Origin of the sequence: Phaeobacter cretensis (genome assembly GCF_047372505.1) — a bacterium.
GTDB classification, from domain to species: Bacteria; Pseudomonadota; Alphaproteobacteria; order Rhodobacterales; family Rhodobacteraceae; genus Phaeobacter; species Phaeobacter cretensis.
Genome location: NZ_JBKBEU010000001.1, coordinates 1,425,280 through 1,442,283 on the forward strand (window position 1 = coordinate 1,425,280; position 17,004 = coordinate 1,442,283).

Below are 17,004 nucleotides of genomic sequence, written 5' to 3' on the forward strand. Positions count from 1 at the left end.
TCCGACCCTCCTTATTCGGCCGGAACCGCAACGGTCAGGCTGGCCTCTTTGGCCGGAGCCCGCCGAACGGTCATCCAGAGATTATAGCACATGATCAAAGCACCAGAGAGGAACATGACGCCACCCAAAGCGCGCACCACATACATCGGGAACTTGGCCGCGACTGTGTCGGCAAAGGAATTCACAAGGAACCCGTTGGCGTCGACTTCACGCCACATCAGACCTTCCATTATGCCGGTCACCCACATGGATGCCGCGTAGAGAATGATGCCAATGGTCGCCAGCCAGAAATGCCAAGACACTAGGCTGAGTGAATAAAGGCGTTCACGCTTCCACAGAACAGGGACGAGAAAATACAGCGCACCGAAGGTGATCATGCCGTTCCATCCAAGCGCACCAGAGTGTACATGACCGATAGTCCAGTCGGTGTAGTGCGACAGTGAGTTGACGGCACGGATCGACATCATCGGCCCTTCAAAGGTGGTCATGCCGTAGAAACCAATGGAAATCACCATCATTCGGATCACCGGATCAGTACGCAACTTGTCCCAGGCACCCGAAAGGGTCATCAGACCGTTGATCATGCCACCCCAACTGGGCATCCACAGCACGATTGAGAACACCATGCCCAAGGTAGAAGCCCAGTCAGGCAACGCTGTATAGTGCAAGTGGTGCGGTCCGGCCCAGATATAGAGGAAGATCAGCGCCCAGAAGTGGATGATCGATAGTTTATAGCTAAAGACTGGCCGTTCAGCCTGTTTCGGCACAAAGTAGTACATCATACCGAGGAAACCCGCTGTCAGGAAGAAACCTACAGCGTTATGCCCATACCACCACTGCACCATTGCATCCTGAACACCGGACCACAGGATCACGGATTTGGATCCCCAAATACTAACTGGGATCGTCAGGTTGTTGACCAAATGCAGCATCGCTACGGTCACGATAAAGGCCAGGTAGAACCAGTTCGCCACATAGATATGTGGCTCTTTGCGTTTGATGACTGTGCCTAGGAAAACTGCCAAATAGGCGATCCAGATGATGGTCAGCCACAGATCAACGTGCCACTCAGGTTCAGCGTATTCTTTTGATTGGGTCGACCCCAACAGGTAGCCAGTTGCCGCCAGAACGATAAATAGCTGATAGCCCCAGAACACGAACCACGCTAAGTTACCCCCCCATAGACGGGCGGCTGAGGTGCGTTGTACCACGTAGAAAGATGTCGCTATCAGCGCGTTCCCGCCAAAGGCAAAGATAACCGCCGAGGTATGCAGCGGCCTTAATCGTCCAAAATTGGCTAACCCTTGTGCCCATTCAAAATTCAGGACCGGAAAGGCCAGTTGAAAGGCAATAAAGACACCGACCAGAAACCCCACAATCCCCCAGAACGCGGTTGCCACCACGCCAGCCCGCACAACGCTATCGAAATACTCATTCTGGAGCGATCCAGCCGCAACGGGCGGTTCGTCTGTGTATCGAAGGGTGTAAAGAAAAAGCCCCCCGGAAACGATCATGATGATTATCGCATGCACCTGATAGGCTAAATCCCTCGCGTAGTTTGTCGCAATCATCGCAAAGAGCGTGACCAAACCAAGCACTATTAGCCTGATATAACTAGACATCTTGCGTCCCTCTTCCTTGCCCAACACAATTCTATAGATCGCATCAGACAGTTTTGTTCTGGGCCTTAGATGTCGAAAGACACGAGACTTCACCTTGATCTGTATCAAGACGGGGTGCCTCAGAATGTGTGAAGCAAATTCCCAAAGGCGCAACCTGCGACGAAGCCAAACGCGAGTTGGAGCCGCTCTTGAAGATGCGAGGTTTCTATGTGCTACAAAACGCTGCTGACCGTTCTGACCACACCTGTGAACACCGAAACACAGCTGGAACAATCCGTCGCCCTAGCGCGGCTAACGGAAGGCCATGTGAATGCCTTATGCTTGGGTGTGGATCGCACTCAGACCGGGTATTACTATGCTGGCGCAAATGCGATGGTATTGCAGGAGACGCTTGCTCGCGCGAAGGAAGAGGTCGGCGCTATTGAAAGGTCAGTCACCAAACGTTTGAGCCAATCGGCTGTAAATTTCAATGTTGAGACCGGCGTTGCCCAGATGGCTGATATCGGCCGACACGTTGCCCGTCTTACGCGTTTCTCTGATCTCGTAGTGCTGGCACAGCCCTATGGCAAAAATCGCCCCACTGAGGCCGAAGCCATTGTAGAATCTGCCCTTTTCGAAGGCAGGGCTCCGGTACTAGTCATGCCTGACAATACAACCCTACCTGATCATATCAAAACTGTCCTGATTGCGTGGAATGAGAGCATTGAAGCCATGACTTCTGTTCGAAAAGCTCTGCCAATGCTGCAGGCCGCCGATATGGTTCGTGTTGTAGTCATTGACCCACCACAACACGGACCGGAGCGTTCCGATCCCGGTGGTCTTCTATGTCAGATGCTGTCTCGTCATGGCGTCAACTGTGAGATCGATGTGCTCAGCAAGACGATGCCGAATGTGTCAGAAGTACTGAACCGCCACGCTGTTGATACGGCTGCCGATCTGATCGTTATGGGCGCTTATGGGCATTCCCGTTTTCGTCAAGCAATCTTGGGTGGTGCCACCCGTAACATGCTGGAAAAGGCGCAGGTGCCGGTGCTGATGGCCCACTAAGACGACGGCCGGTCTGGTCGAAATGAGCTGTCGCACTTAATTCAAACCAAGGAAAGAATCAGTTCAGGCATCCGCCGTCACTATCATCACCGGCTTCTTCCATGAGGCGACCCATATCCGGAACGGTCACATGCCGCTTGCCTTCCAGCTCAATCACGCCATTCTTGCGTAAGGCCGACACCTGGCGACTAACAGTCTCTAGCGTCAAGCCCAGATAGTCCGCCATCGCCTCTCGGGTGAGAGGTAGATCGAATACCCGTCGGTCGCTATCGTTAGAGAGCTGCAAAGACGCATCGCGCCGTGCCAGAATCAACAATAGGCTGGCGATTTTCTCGCGCGCAGTCTTGCGCCCGAGAACAAGCATCCATTCCCGCGCTGCATCCAATTCATCCAATGTCATTTCAAGCAGCCGGTGCGCCAAATGCGGTGTATGGGACATCATGTCTTCAAACGGTTTTTTTCGAAAACAGCACATGACAACAGTTGATGTCGCCACCACGTTATAAGCTGCGGCATCCCGCCCGGGCCGACCAACAAAATCGCTCGGTAACAACAAACCCACCATCTGGGTCCGCCCATCCTCCATGGTCTGTGTCAGGGTCGCGACCCCTGAAACCACCGAACCGACAAAATCCATCCGATCACCAAACCAAGTAATATGCTGACCTGCGTCATAGGTCCGGTAATATTTGATCGAATCCAGCACTTCCAATTCAGCCGTATCACAACGCGCGCAAACCGCACGGTGGCGAATGGGGCAATCGCCGCAATTTACGTTCTGAATAGTAGGAGCGTTCATGACGAATCCGATTTAATCTGCACCAAGGTCAAAACCCACCTGCGGATCCAATCTAGGCAGATAGAGTCCTAATCACAATTGGTAACGCGGTGCCTGTTGGCCGGGATCTCGCAACAACAGCCTGTTTGCCCATCAAAGACCCCAAAGCCAGTGCCCTGATTTTGCGGGAAAATCCCCGCTTATGTGTTCTACAAGGCAGATATGAACCAAATCAATCGTATGCGCCATACCGTCGCGACTGAGCTATCTGCATCCGCTAAGACGGTGTCTAACCTGCAGCGGCCAACAATTGCCGAGTGTAAGGATCCGATGGATTCGCAAACAGATCGGCCGCAGATCCAGCCTCAACAACATCACCTTGCTTCATCACGATCATTTTATGCGACATCGCCCGCACAACGTTCAAATCATGTGAAATGAACAGATAGGCCAGCCCATAACGATCCTGTAGATCGCGTAGCAGATTGACGATCTGCACCTGCACCGTCATGTCCAAGGCCGAAGTAGGCTCGTCCAATACCACCAATTTCGGTCGCAAAACCATGGCGCGTGCAATAGCGATACGTTGTCGCTGCCCACCGGAAAACTCATGCGGATAGCGATCCATGAAGGTAGGATCCAAGCCGACCTCCGTCATAACCTCACGCACCAGATCCCGCGGATCACGATCTTGGCCAACACTGTGGATGCCCAACCCTTCGGCAATAATCTGAGCACAGGTCATACGCGGGCTGAGAGAGCCGAACGGGTCCTGAAACACAATCTGCATATCTGCCCGCAGGCGGCGCAGGTCCCGTGTCGACCACTGACGCAGATCCTGCCCTAGGAACTCGACCCGACCTTCGGAAGCGATAAGCCGCATAATGGCCAGCGCCAACGTGGTCTTGCCACTGCCGCTTTCACCAACGATGCCCAGCGTCTCTCCTCCGCGCACCGAGATCGAGGTGGGGTTCACAGCCTTAACATGACCGATTGTCCGCTTAAGCAAGCCTTTCTGAATAGGAAACCAGACCTTTAGGTCTTTTGTGGAGATCAACTCCGTCGCATTCTGGGGAACAGGTTGCGGTTGTCCCTTCGGCTCGGCATCAAGAAGTTTGCGCGTATAGGCATGCTGCGGATTAGCGAAAATCTCCGCTGTAGGTCCGCTTTCGACAATCTCGCCGGCCTGCATGACACAAACCCTATCCGCGATTCTACGCACAATGCTCAGATCATGAGTAATGAACAAAAGGCCCATGCCCTCGTTGGCCTTCAGATCAGCAAGCAATTCAAGGATCTGCACCTGGATTGTCACATCAAGCGCTGTGGTCGGTTCATCCGCGATCAGGATGTCAGGCTTGTTGGCCAACGCCATGGCAATCATTACCCGCTGACGCTGACCGCCCGAGAGCTGATGCGGATACGCACCCAAGCGGGTTTCAGCATCACGAATCCCCACCCGGTTCAACAGATCCACGATCCGATCCCGCGCCGTACTGCCATCCAGTCCTTGATGTAAAGCCAAAGACTCGGCGAGCTGCTTTTCGATCGTATGTAGCGGGTTGAGAGAGGTCATTGGCTCTTGGAAAATAAAGCTGATGTCATTGCCGCGCACTTGCTGGAGGCAGCGCTCGCTAGCTCCCACCATCTCCCGCCCCTCATAGGTCACAGAACCGCTGACGCTGGCGCTATCTCCAAGCAAAGATACCGTCGACAGTGCGGTAACCGACTTGCCCGAGCCAGATTCGCCGACCAGAGCTACGGTCTCTCCGCGGTCCACCGAAAAGGATACACCGCGTACAGCTTCGGTTACTTTGCCGTCTTGGCCAAAAGACACCCGCAGATCCTTTACGCGCAACAGAGGAGCAGCTTGATCAGTCGTGTTCATTTTGGATGCCCATGAATTGAAGTAGCTGCCTGTAGGGCAACTGTGCCGGTGAAGTAGTGGCAAAAAGCATCTCTAAACTGCTTCGGAGAGCCTGATATGATCATGAGAACGTCTTTCTCGGATCGAAGGCATCGCGCACACCTTCAAAGATGAAAACCAGAAGCGACAGCATAATGGCAAAGGTGAAAAAGGCTGTGAACGCCAGCCAGGGTGCTTCGAGGTTCTGCTTGGCCTGCAATGTCAGCTCCCCCAGTGACGGCGCTGATGCCGGAAGGCCAAAGCCGAGGAAATCCAATCCGGCGAGTGTTCCGATGGTGCCTGTAACGAGAAATGGCAGGAACGTAAGCGTAGCAACCATCGCATTGGGCAACATATGGCGGAACATAATGGTCATATTGCCGACACCCAACGCCTTCGCCGCACGAACATATTCCAAGTTACGCGCACGCAGGAACTCAGCTCGCACCACGCTAACCAACGCGGTCCAACTAAACAGGATCATCAGGACTACCAATAACCAGAAACTGCGGCCAAGGATCGCAAACATGATGATGATGACATAGAGCTGCGGAATGGACCCCCAAATCTCAATCACACGCTGAAAAATCAGGTCGAGCCATCCGCCAAAGAAACCCTGAACAGCACCTGCCGCAATACCCACCAACGTGGCCGCACCTGTCACCATCAGGGTGAACAAAATCGACAACCGAAAACCATGGATGACCCGAGCCAGCACGTCACGCTTGGTATCATCGGTCCCTAACAGGTTCTGCCCATTCGGCGGCAATGGCGCCGCACCAGGACGGTCGACAGTGGTATTGAAAGAATAAGGGATCGGCGGCCAAATTGCCCAACCTTCCTCAAACCCCTCCGCCGCAAATGTACCTGCCTCGATCTCGTTGAGCATTCCTTCTGGATCATCGAAACAGTCTTCCAACCCACCGGATGCGATAAGGCATTTCACTTCTGGATCACGGTAGCTGGCTTCGGTCTGGAAATCCCCACCAAAGACAGTCTCCGGATAAAAGTTGAACACCGGGGTGAAATATTCTCCCCGGTAGTTCACCAACATCGGCTTATCGTTGGCGACGAATTCCGCAAAAAGCGAAATCCCGAACAACGCCGCAAAGATCCATAGCGACCAAAAGGCCCGGCGATTGCGACAGAAGTTATTCCAGCGGCGTTGGTTGAGTGGAGACAAAGCCATCCGTCAGCCCTCTCTCTTTTCAAAGTCGATGCGGGGATCAACAATCACATACATGATGTCCGAAACGATACCGACGACGAGACTCATCAAACCAAAGATGAACAGCGTACCAAAGATAACGGGATAATCACGCGCTACAGCCGCTTCGAATCCCAGCCGTCCTAACCCGTCGAGCGAGAAAATCGTCTCAATAATCAGGCTGCCGGAAAAGAAAACACCGATGAACACCGCTGGAAAACCAGCGATCACAATGAGCATCGCGTTGCGAAACACGTGGCCATAAAGGACCCGCCGCTCGCTCAAACCTTTGGCTCGGGCAGTCATAACGTAGTGCTTCTTGATCTCATCTAGAAAGGAATTCTTGGTCAGCAGGGTCAGCGTGGCAAAGGCGGCGATGGTCGAGGCCACCACCGGCAGCGTGATATGCCAAAAGTAGTCAGCGACCTTCCCAAAGAGGCTAAGATTTTCCCAGTTGTCCGAGGTGAGCCCTCGCAGTGGAAAAATCTGCCAATATGATCCACCTGCAAACAGCACCAACAACATGATCGCAAAAAGAAAGCCTGGTATCGCATAGGCTGCGATAATCAGGCCGCTGGTCCAGGTGTCAAACCGGCTGCCGTCACGTAGCGCTTTGCGGATCCCAAGTGGAATAGAGATCAAGTAGGCAATCAATGTTGACCATAGCCCTAGCGAAATCGAAACCGGCATCTTTTCAAGAACCAGATCCATCACATCGATCTTGCGAAAGTAGCTCTCTCCGAAATCGAAGCGCATATAGTTGCCGAGCATCAGGAAAAACCGCTCAAGTGCTGGTTTATCCAAACCGTATTGCTCTTCCAGCTCAGCGATCAGTTCCGGCGGCAGCCCCTGGCGGCCGGCATAGCTGTCATTGGCTACGACAGCCTCGCCTCCGGCGTCGCCACCGCCACCCGCAAAACTTTCGAATACATCGCCGCCGCCTTCCAGCTGAGCGATCATTTGTTCAACGGGCCCCCCCGGCACAAACTGTACCAAAGCGAAATTGATTACGAGGATCCCGAATAATGTCGGGATCACCAGGAGAAAACGTCTGAGGATGTAAGCTGCCATGTCAGGCGCTTACCGCAACGCACCAGAGGATTTCAATGCTGCTTCTTTCTCGGCGTTGACCCACCAGACATCCTTCAGCCCAAGATCAAAGATCGGCAGCGTCTCAGGCTGTCTATAAAAATCCCAATAGGCCACCCACTTCACATCCAGATACCAAGTCGGCACCATAAACCGTTTGGCGCGCAGGATCCGATCCAATGCCCGTACATTGGCGTAAAGCTCTTCCTGTTCTTCAGATTTAACAATCGCCTTGATCAGTGTATCAACTGCAGGATCCGCCATGCCTGCTGGATTAAACACCGAGAACTCGTGCGCGTCGGAGCCGAATTGCTGGAATAACCCTGTCGAGGGAAGCAGGTACTTCGGATATGCAAAATTGATCACATCGAAGTCCTTTTCACGGCGACGACTGGTATATTGTGCGAAATCCACACGGCTGGAGGTCGCATCAACTCCCATCTGGCGCAGGTTGGCGACATATGGCTGTACGATCCGTTCAAGAGTGGGCGTAGCGACTAGGAACTCCAGTTTCAGCAATTCGCCGCTGGCATTGCGACGCAGCCCATCATCGCCAACTACCCAACCTGCCTCATCCAGCAGCTTCATTGCGCGGCGTAGATTACGCCGGTCAACGGCACGCACGGCTTTGGAACTATGTGGCATCACCGGCTCGCTCGTCAAAAGCGCGGGATCGATCAGGTCGCCCAGATCTTTCAAGATCTCCAATTCACGCCCTTCAGGCAGGCCTTTAGCCTCCAGCGTAGTATCCTGCCAAAACGAATGTCGCTGTGCGAACAATCCATACTGCAAGCTATCATTGGTCCATTCAAAATTGTACCCGAGCTGGATCGCCTCACGCACACGTGGGTCTTGGAATTTTGGCCGTAACAGGTTCAATACAAAACCGCTGGCCGCCGGGACATTGCCGTCAGGGAATTCACCCTTAACGACAGTCCCCTCTTCTACCGCATCAAACCCGTAAGCCGTCGCCCAACTCTTTGAGCTGGTTTCCGATCGCAGTGTGTAAACACCGGCCTTGAACCCCTCCATTGCAGCGACGCTATCGCCAAAATATTCAATGCGGATGCGGTCATAGTTGTGACGCCCGATGTTCACATTGATATCTTTGCCCCAATAGTTCGGGTTGCGCTTGTAGATGATACGTTGGTTCACATCGGCCGTTTCCAGAACATAAGGCCCGGAACCTATGCCCGGATCAAGACGTGGCTCATCTAAGCGACGGTTTTCAGGGTCCGCCTCATACCATGCTTTGGAAAAAACCGATGTTCCTGCAACTTGGGTGATCATCGCTCGACGTGGAAAATCCGGCGAGAAATAGAACTTCACCCGATGTGGTCCAAGCACCTCGGCTTTGGGAATGCGCTTTTTCACCGCCTCGGCGTATGACTGCAAACCCTGCTCAAGCAGGAGATTGTGAGAAAACAGAACATCTTCGGCGGTCACGGGTGTTCCGTCGGAAAATCGTGCTTCTGGGCGCATGTTGAAGATCACCCAATCCTGACTCTCCGGATATTCCAGGCTTTCGGCCAGCAGCCCATAGTATGACCCCGGCTCGTCATAAGACCCAATCATCAACGACTCAAAGTGATCCGCTGACATAGCGCCGCCCCGCCCTTTACGTGTGTAAGGGTTCATACTATCAAAAGTCCCTACCGCAGAGAGAGAAAGCTCACCTCCCTTTGGCGCGTCAGGGTTGACATAATCGAAATGCGCGAAGCCTTCTGCATATTTCAACTCTCCAAATTCAGTGAACCCGTAGCTTTTGACTACAGCTTCTTCAGCCTGCGTCAGTGTCGCGGCCAGCAGTAGAACCATCAGAGAGGTAAATCCTATCGCCGCAGCACGGAAAAACGGTTGTGAATCAATCACTCGGACCAAAACGGCGCGTTGCGGTGCTGTGGATGTCTTCATCTGCTAGTACCTCCTATGTCCGGCGTTCGCTGCCAAGATCATTGTCTAACACAAAGCTAAGCGGCTGCCCCCCTAACTTTCAAGTTCAGATTGGTTGAATTTCCCGTGTATCAACCAGCGACACAGCACGAACCTGCTGACGATGCCCTTACATCTGCATAAGCATGCCTCAACGCAAAAGACCGCACCAAATGGCGCGGTCTCTTGCACATTTCACAAATCAACTTCGATCAGTCGTCGAGACCAGCGAGGTAAGCAATCAGATTCACCCGATCTTTTTGCTTCTTCAATCCACTGAAGCTCATCGAGGTACCAGGCGCATACTTCGATGGCTTCGCCAGGAAAGCATCCAGCTCTTCGACAGTCCACGCGCCGCCAAGACCGGCCAACGTGGAAGAATAGCCAAACCCGTCCGCTGCGGCGATCGGGCGATCAACCACTCCATACAGGTAAGGGCCGGTTCCGTTTTCACCGGCTTCAAGTTTGTGGCAGGAGGAGCACTTCTTGAAGACCTTGGCACCTTTGCCAATATCTGCAGCGGCCATCAGTTCACCAAAGTCAACGACTTCAGCAACTTCTTCCGCACCTGCCTCTTCCACTTCAATCACATAGGAAGCCTCGCCATGGCTTTCAGTGTGATAGAGTTCCTCTGCGGCCCATTTGCCCAAGAGGAACACAAGGAACGCGCCGCAAACGCCTGCGGTCGCTTTGGTAAGGGTCATCGTGTCAAACATGATCGCGAGTCCATTTCAGCTGTCTGGGAGGGTGTCTAAGGCTTCCCCTCTCAAGTGGCAAGGTATAGACAGCGCGACGAAACGCCCGTTTTTTGAAGTTTTGCACGGATGTCGCAGTTATGACCCAAAGAATAGCCATTCAGGGGGAGCTTGGCTCCTACAGCCACGAGGCCTGCCGTAAGGAACGTCCAGAAATGGATGTGCTACCATGTCGCAACTTTGAGGATGCAATCGACGCTGTACGTAATGGTGAGGCTGAGCTGGCGATGCTGCCAGTTGAGAACTCCACCTACGGGCGCGTGGCTGACATTCATCGTCTTTTGCCTGACAGCGGCCTGCACATCATCGACGAAACATTCGTCCGCGTTCACATCAATCTTCTTGGTGTTCCGGGCGCAACGTTAGAAGATATAACCGATGCGTATTCACATCTGGTACTTCTGCCTCAATGCGCGCGGTTTCTCAGCGAAAACAATATTCGCGGCCGTATTAGCCCCGACAATGCCCGAGCTGCCCGCGATGTTGCCGAACAGGGCGACAACACACACGGCGCGTTGGCAAGTGAGCTCGCCGGGGAAATCTACGGGCTAGATGTCTTGGCCCGCCATGTCGAAGACCATGTCAACAACACCACTCGTTTTCTGACCATGTCACGCGATCCAAATCTGGAGCGTCGCGGCAACCACGGCATGATCACAAGTTTTGTTTTTCAGGTCCGCAACATCCCTGCCGCGCTCTACAAAGCGATGGGCGGGTTTGCGACCAATGGAATCAACATGACCAAGCTGGAAAGCTATATGGTCGACGGATCATTCACCGCGACGCAGTTCTATGCTGATATCGACGGGCACCCGGATGATGCCAACGTCAGGCTCGCTATGGATGAATTAGCCTATTTCACAACAAACATAGAAGTTCTGGGCGTATATCCGGCCAACGACGACAGATTCTGATCAGGTATATATTGTTTGGTTTGCCGGTACCTTGGTCCGTTTCTGTCGCATCGTAACCGGATCAATGCGCGATGCATCCCTACGGGCAAAATTTAGTACAGGCCAAGATCAACTGCTCGGCTCGACCACTAAGCTGTCCTGCTCAAACGGTCTTCCGTCTGTTTGGCAAATTCGGACACCCGTTTTTTGAAGCCGCGATTCAACTTGGTCTTCGCCAGTTTCAGTGATTGAACAAGCAGCCGTCCTGATAATGTTTTGGGTTCCAGCGACAAAGTAACCGATAGACGCGTGCGCTGAGGCGACAAAGCCAGGAGATCAATCTCCAACGCGCCATCCGTACCGCTTCCCGTACCGCTCAAAACAATCTGCGTCACCGGCTCATAGGTACCGAGTGTCAGATGTAGCGTTCGTTTTTTAGCGCGAAACTGAAACTCAATCTCCCAAGCCAGTCCTTTTTCTGGGTGCTCTACATCACCCATTCGCTGTACATCAATGCCACGGCGGAGAGCTGTACGCTCCAGACTCTCGAAATCAGAAATCGACTGAAAAACCTCAGCGATGGGTGCGTCGATGTCCTCTGTGCTTGAGAAATTCATGTGCGTCCTGTGGTTGCGGTCGACCGGCCGTAGTAAATTGCGGTCATTAGTTGATAGCTACTATTCGTTTCAATCCAGCGTATCTGCAAGCCAGTTTTGCAATAGAAAATGCGCTATCGCACCTTTGCGAGGCTGGCGAATCGTTGAATGCGTCCCCTCAAACACCGTCATCATGTCCTGTCGCGACACCCAAAGTGCATCTTCGATCTCTTTTGGGTCGATATCGATCTCCCGCGTCAGCGCCTCACCAGCGCAACCAAACATCAGCGACATCGGGAATGGCCAAGGCTGGCTGGACAGGTAGGTGACCGCACCGACCTTAACTCCAGTTTCCTCTTTAGTTTCACGCCGCACCGCTGCTTCCAGCGTCTCACCTGGCTCAACGAAACCTGCCAACAATGAGTACATCCCATCCGGCCAACCCGGCGAGCGGCCAACGAGCACAGCATCACCATGGGTGATCAGCATGATGACGACAGGATCGGTGCGCGGGAAATGTGACGCGCCACAGCCGGGGCAATTTCGCTGCCAACCGGCCTGCGCCAGAGTGCTTGCGGCTCCACAACAGGCACAAAAGCCATGTGTATGATGCCACCCAATTACCGCCCGTGCCGTCGCCGCCAACTCTGCATCCTCACGGGTGAGCCCTGCCATAATACGCCGCAGCTCTACGAAACCGGTACTTTCTGTTAGCTCGGGGTGCTGTTGTTGGCTGACGTCTACAAAACCACCTAGAGACGTATCGCCAAGGTTGTCTGGCTGCCACTCGCTAATATCAACTGCAAACCGGCCACGCCCCGCAGAACAACGCCCAAGAAAAATTGCATTGGCACGGGTATTTTCAACCAGAGGATGGTCTGACGCAATCCAGGCCAAAGCCGTCGGCAGCGTGTTTTTACCGCTCTCACTTTGGGAGGTTTTCGGCAAGGCGCACAACGGCTTTCCGCGCCAAATCAAAAGGATACGACTGTCAGGCCTTTGCCATAGGTCTGCCAGAGCGCTGGCGTCCTCTCGCAGTTCTGCCATCCTTTCCAGACTGCTACCGCCGAATGTCACCTGTTCTGCCTGTCGCATCGCCCCACTCCATTGTTAAGCACACGCACGAATGTTCCGTTTCGCCTGCATTCACCAAGGGAATGCAATCAAGGCGAGAAACACTGTTCCCTCTGCGCCACAGTGGTCAAAAAATTTCCCGACCTAGATCAGTATCTGAGACCCTCAAATCCTGCTCATCTCAAGAGGAAAGCAGCGAGATTGAATAGAATTATCATCAATAAGCGGCTTTCGTGTGCCACATTTGTTTGCTTCAAAGCATGAAACAGGCTTGTTAATAAATTGGCAATCATCGCCAACCTGGGATTTATCGTGAAACCCCTAAGAAACGTGACATGACAGGATCGGATCAAACCGAAGATCGCATTGTTGGATCCCTGCGCATTCTGGCGACCACGGATCTGCACGCTAACTTATTGGGTCATGACTACTATTCTGACCAACCGGACGCCGGAGTGGGGCTGTCACGGATCGCCACCCTAGTTGCCAAAGCACGCGAGGAAGCGGCCTCCGCTGGTGCCGTCGCACTTCTTCTGGACAACGGCGACAGCCTGTTCGGCACACCAATCGCAGAACGTCCACTGCAGCTCTGCGATGCTCGTCCCGCTCCGGTTGCACGCGCCTTTGACCTCTTGCGATATGATGCAATTGGGCTGGGGAACCACGACTTCGACTTTGGTCTCGAACAACTTCAGTTGGCGCTTATGCAAGTTCCTTGCCCAGTGCTATGTTCCAACATGCGCCCAGTTGATCCACAGGCATCACTACCGTTTTGCGCAACTACCGTGCTGGAACGTAGCCTTCCGAACGCCCCCACTGCGCCTCCCCTCCGTATCGGAGTACTCTCCGTGCTCCCCATGCAGACACTGAAATGGGCAGCGCATCTGTTGCAGGGCAAGGTCGTCATCGACGATATGGTGCAAACAGCTAAGCAACAAACCCTAGCACTACGTAGTCGGGGCTGCGACATAGTCATAGCATTGGCCCATACTGGAATTGGCGATAAGAACGCCTCGAATGGTATGGAAAATGCTCTGCGTCCGTTATCCGAATCGGGTATTCTCGATGCGCTTATCGGCGGCCACACACATCTGACTTTACCGGATCCACGTAGCCCTTTATCGATGCCGGTGGTTATGCCCGGTGCGCATGGATCGCACCTGGGGGTGATTGATCTTCGTGTGATGCACACAGATGATGGTTGGAACGTTACAAATTCTGAATGCTCGTTACGCCCAATTGCCCGACGGCAGATCATTGGCGGATCCGGTGGCGTCCTAACTCCACTGGCACACGAACAGCCCGAGATACTTGAAGCGCTGGCCGAAGATCACACCGAAACACGTATCAGAATGGCTCAACCCGTTGGCAGCACCAGCGAAGCCTTGCACTCCTATTTCACATTCTTGGGCCGAGATCAGGCATTGGCCTTGGTCGCATGGTCTCAGGCCGCAGCTATACGGCCCGCGCTCAAGGACACCGTTGCAGGCAATCTCCCTTTACTCTCGGCCTCAGCTCCTGGAAAATTTGGCGCGCGCTCAGGCCCATCCAATTACACCGACGTCCCAGCCGGTCAAATGCACATGCGCCATATCGTCGATATCCAGCCTTTTCCGAATGAACTCAGGTCAGTTGTATTGAATGGTGCCCAATTGCGTGATTGGCTGGAAATGTCCGCCGGTTTGTTCAATCAAATCACTCCAGGCACTACAGGTCAGCGGTTGCTTGATGAAGAACGAGCCGGTCATAACTTCGATGTTATTTTCGGATTGCAGTATGAAATCGATGTCTCTGTACCCGCTCGGTTTTCCAGCGATGGCACGTTAGCAAACCCGGAGACTCACCGCATTCGCAACCTACGTTGGAAGGGTACCCCAGTGCGGGACACACAGCACTTCGCTGTTGCGGTAAACAGTTATCGGATTGGTGGTGGAGGTAACTTTGCTATGGCACAAACGGCCACACGCCTACCGATCCCACCCATGCGTGTCCGCGATGTCATTTGCGACTACGTTGCCGGGCGTCTCCCCCGTGATCCGCTAGAACAGGCATCGCCTCCCTGGCATCTGACAGGTCACGCCTCAACCGAAGTCGAGATTTTTACCGGCCCCGGTGCGCTAACTTACATGCTCGACCTTGATCCAACACGCCATAATTTCCACGGCATGACAGCCAACGGCTTTTTACGGATCAGCGTAAAACTATAATTCTATAAAACTATGAGTCTATATGAATACCTCAGCGGATTTTGAATCTCGTGGATTGCAGCTTTGACAGGCTTGCCATTCGCCGCTTGTCTGCCTATATCGTGCATTGAGAGGTTGGCGCGGGCGAGCGCCTCGCCAACCTGGTCAGATCCGGAAGGAAGCAGCCACAACGAGCCCCGCTTGGGTCGATGTCCAGCCTCTCACCTTATCTCCCCCTGCGGAATGAACTGACCGTAGTACTGGGCTCGATAGCATACCCAGCACGAACAAACTGCACTACGCAGCAGCACCAGATACCACCCCTATCTAGTGGCCTGTTGAGCCTTAGGCTCCACATATGGCTTCTCCAAGTTAGCAATCAATCAAACTCGGCTCTGACGAAGCGCTTGACGACTCGGGCTTACAACAGCTAGCCATTGGGCAGATGGTTCTTGCACCGCTGCGATGCGGTTCAGGATGAAAAGGGAACACGGTGCGAGACGGTAGCAATACCCTATCAACGCCGCGACTGCCCCCGCAACTGTAAGCGGCGAGCGACTTCGGACCATGCCACTGATGCTAAGGCCTAGATCGGCCCGCGGCATTGGGAAGGCCCCGGTGTTGCTGTGACCCGCGAGTCAGGAGACCTGCCATCCTATGAGAAACTCGAAACCGGGCGGGGTGTCCTGGCAGTGTCTGCATGTCCACCGATCGGCTTGCCAACTCTGACCGTTCACCTCCTCCTTCGCGCGGAGGGCGCAATGAACTGGACCGATAAGACACACAGCTATTCGCTGAGCACCTGCCAGCATTTGGGGCGCCCATGCCCAGCCGCAGAGCGCATGCTTTCCCGCCTCGCTACTGCTTTGGGGCAGGCGCGCGGTGTAACCGCGGATGATTTCGAAATTGCAGGGACGTGCCAATTGGCGGCCTGCGGGCAGCCCTGTCAGGCGAAATTCAACGCCAGCCATGATCGGATTCGCATCTATTGCGGCGTTTCGGCGGAGGCCGATCAAAATAGTCTTGATCACTTTGCTGACGCGCTTTTCAACGAGGTTCCAAACAGCAGAATTTTCCCTAAGCTATCCGAGTACCCTTGTGGATTGGCACAGGCTCGGCCACTGGCGATAGGAAAAACTGAGGTCGACGCGTCACAGATGGCGTTGTCGGCCTAATCCGTGCCAAGAACATACCTGCGCAGCACACAACGAGCACGTGGATGTGACCCCACCAAGGTCACATCCACGTGCGACCTTATCTTTGATATCAATGATACAAGGGTTCAGCGCTCAATCCCCGCCGTTACTGGGAATACGCCTGGGGCCATACGCCCACGCCATCTGCGCGTCGGTTTCAATGGCACAAGGCCGAACTGCACGCAGTCGCGCCAATGCCAGATCAGGCCGCTCGCCACATTCCGTCATCAACCGCAAAACAACCATGCCGGAACGGCCACAGCCCCCCCGGCAATGCACCAAGACCCGGCCACCGCCGACAAGCGCCTTACGTGCAAGGTGACTTACTTCGGACCAGCGAGCCAGGATATCCGGAGGTGGCGCGCTAAAATCTGAGACCGGCAAATGGATCCACCGGCACCCGACGCTCTGCAAATCAGCCCCAATTGCCTCTGCGCCGACGGCTGCGTGCTCTTCATCGGTGGTCATTGATATCACAAGGCCAGGCCGCCACTCGCGGATGTGGTCCATGTCGGCCCGATAGCACCCATTTGCTCCCGGCAACGGGCACAGTGCCAAGATCCCATCCGCCACCGAAAGCGCATGCAGAACTAAAGCATCTGCGCTCTTTGAGTTAGCGGCTGCCTCTGCTTGACTGTATTGAGATCGATCCTTCATGGTCAGCCCCCACTGCCAGTTCCTATGCAGATAATCCCCCCGGACGATCACATCCACCAATGTAAC

The 17,004-nt window shown here is 53.9% G+C and carries 14 protein-coding genes, 1 other RNA gene and 1 riboswitch; of the genes, 5 read left to right on the top strand and 10 right to left on the bottom strand.

The features are described 5' to 3' along the window. Window positions 1-11: 11 nt before the first annotated feature. The gene (ccoN, locus tag ACEWZM_RS06800; RefSeq protein WP_414005720.1) at window positions 12-1,622 is read right to left on the bottom strand and encodes a cytochrome-c oxidase, cbb3-type subunit I; all 1,611 of its coding nucleotides are present in this window, start codon (window positions 1,620-1,622) and stop codon (window positions 12-14) included. A gap of 207 nt (window positions 1,623-1,829) precedes the next feature. On the opposite strand from ccoN, the gene ACEWZM_RS06805 reads away from it, so the two are divergent. Beyond that, a complete protein-coding gene (locus tag ACEWZM_RS06805; protein ID WP_414005721.1) occupies window positions 1,830-2,669 on the top strand; it encodes a universal stress protein in 840 nt (279 codons plus the stop codon). A 58-nt stretch (window positions 2,670-2,727) separates the two neighbouring features. On the opposite strand, the gene fnrL is transcribed toward ACEWZM_RS06805, so the two are convergent. The 6 genes from fnrL to ACEWZM_RS06835 all read right to left on the bottom strand — a co-directional run bounded on the left by fnrL (window position 2,728) and on the right by ACEWZM_RS06835 (window position 10,297). Next, window positions 2,728-3,468, bottom strand: coding sequence for a transcriptional regulator FnrL (fnrL, locus tag ACEWZM_RS06810; protein ID WP_414005722.1), 741 nt, complete (start codon window positions 3,466-3,468; stop codon window positions 2,728-2,730). A gap of 268 nt (window positions 3,469-3,736) precedes the next feature. Further along, complete coding sequence (locus ACEWZM_RS06815) at window positions 3,737-5,335, bottom strand: ABC transporter ATP-binding protein (protein ID WP_414005723.1); 1,599 nt, start codon at window positions 5,333-5,335, stop codon at window positions 3,737-3,739. Between the two features lie 100 nt (window positions 5,336-5,435). Then, window positions 5,436-6,542 carry an ABC transporter permease gene (locus tag ACEWZM_RS06820; protein WP_414005724.1) on the bottom strand — a complete coding sequence of 369 codons (1,107 nt, stop codon included), beginning with the start codon at window positions 6,540-6,542 and terminating at the stop codon, window positions 5,436-5,438. Between the two features lie 3 nt (window positions 6,543-6,545). Beyond that, window positions 6,546-7,631, bottom strand: a complete 1,086-nt coding sequence (locus tag ACEWZM_RS06825) for a microcin C ABC transporter permease YejB (protein WP_414005725.1) — start codon at window positions 7,629-7,631, stop codon at window positions 6,546-6,548. A gap of 9 nt (window positions 7,632-7,640) precedes the next feature. Beyond that, window positions 7,641-9,563, bottom strand: coding sequence for an extracellular solute-binding protein (locus tag ACEWZM_RS06830; protein WP_414005726.1), 1,923 nt, complete (start codon window positions 9,561-9,563; stop codon window positions 7,641-7,643). Between the two features lie 230 nt (window positions 9,564-9,793). Continuing rightward, on the bottom strand, window positions 9,794-10,297 hold the full coding sequence (locus ACEWZM_RS06835) for a c-type cytochrome (protein WP_414005727.1): 504 nt from the start codon (window positions 10,295-10,297) through the stop codon (window positions 9,794-9,796). A gap of 119 nt (window positions 10,298-10,416) precedes the next feature. Between ACEWZM_RS06835 and ACEWZM_RS06840 the strand changes: the two genes are divergently transcribed. Continuing rightward, window positions 10,417-11,250 (top strand): prephenate dehydratase, encoded by an 834-nt coding sequence (locus ACEWZM_RS06840; protein ID WP_414005728.1) that lies wholly within the window; start codon window positions 10,417-10,419, stop codon window positions 11,248-11,250. A 128-nt stretch (window positions 11,251-11,378) separates the two neighbouring features. Here the strand turns inward: ACEWZM_RS06840 and ACEWZM_RS06845 are convergent, their stop codons facing one another. Then, on the bottom strand, window positions 11,379-11,846 hold the full coding sequence (locus tag ACEWZM_RS06845) for an SRPBCC family protein (protein WP_414005729.1): 468 nt from the start codon (window positions 11,844-11,846) through the stop codon (window positions 11,379-11,381). Between the two features lie 69 nt (window positions 11,847-11,915). Next, window positions 11,916-12,920: an NAD(+) diphosphatase gene (gene nudC / locus ACEWZM_RS06850; RefSeq protein WP_414005730.1), complete on the bottom strand. Its 1,005-nt coding sequence runs from the start codon at window positions 12,918-12,920 to the stop codon at window positions 11,916-11,918. Between the two features lie 314 nt (window positions 12,921-13,234). On the opposite strand from nudC, the gene ACEWZM_RS06855 reads away from it, so the two are divergent. From ACEWZM_RS06855 to ACEWZM_RS06865, 3 genes are all read left to right on the top strand, one after another. Then, window positions 13,235-15,106, top strand: a complete 1,872-nt coding sequence (locus tag ACEWZM_RS06855) for a 5'-nucleotidase C-terminal domain-containing protein (protein WP_414005731.1) — start codon at window positions 13,235-13,237, stop codon at window positions 15,104-15,106. Window positions 15,107-15,213: 107 nt separating this feature from the next. Continuing rightward, an RNA gene (gene ffs, locus ACEWZM_RS06860) (signal recognition particle sRNA small type) lies at window positions 15,214-15,312 on the top strand. Between the two features lie 202 nt (window positions 15,313-15,514). Further along, a riboswitch (cobalamin riboswitch) is annotated at window positions 15,515-15,754 on the top strand. Between the two features lie 92 nt (window positions 15,755-15,846). Beyond that, the gene (locus tag ACEWZM_RS06865) at window positions 15,847-16,260 is read left to right on the top strand and encodes a hypothetical protein (protein WP_414005732.1); all 414 of its coding nucleotides are present in this window, start codon (window positions 15,847-15,849) and stop codon (window positions 16,258-16,260) included. 114 nt (window positions 16,261-16,374) lie between these two features. Here the strand turns inward: ACEWZM_RS06865 and ACEWZM_RS06870 are convergent, their stop codons facing one another. Beyond that, complete coding sequence (locus ACEWZM_RS06870; protein ID WP_414005733.1) at window positions 16,375-16,938, bottom strand: protein-tyrosine phosphatase family protein; 564 nt, start codon at window positions 16,936-16,938, stop codon at window positions 16,375-16,377. Window positions 16,939-17,004 lie beyond the last annotated feature (66 nt).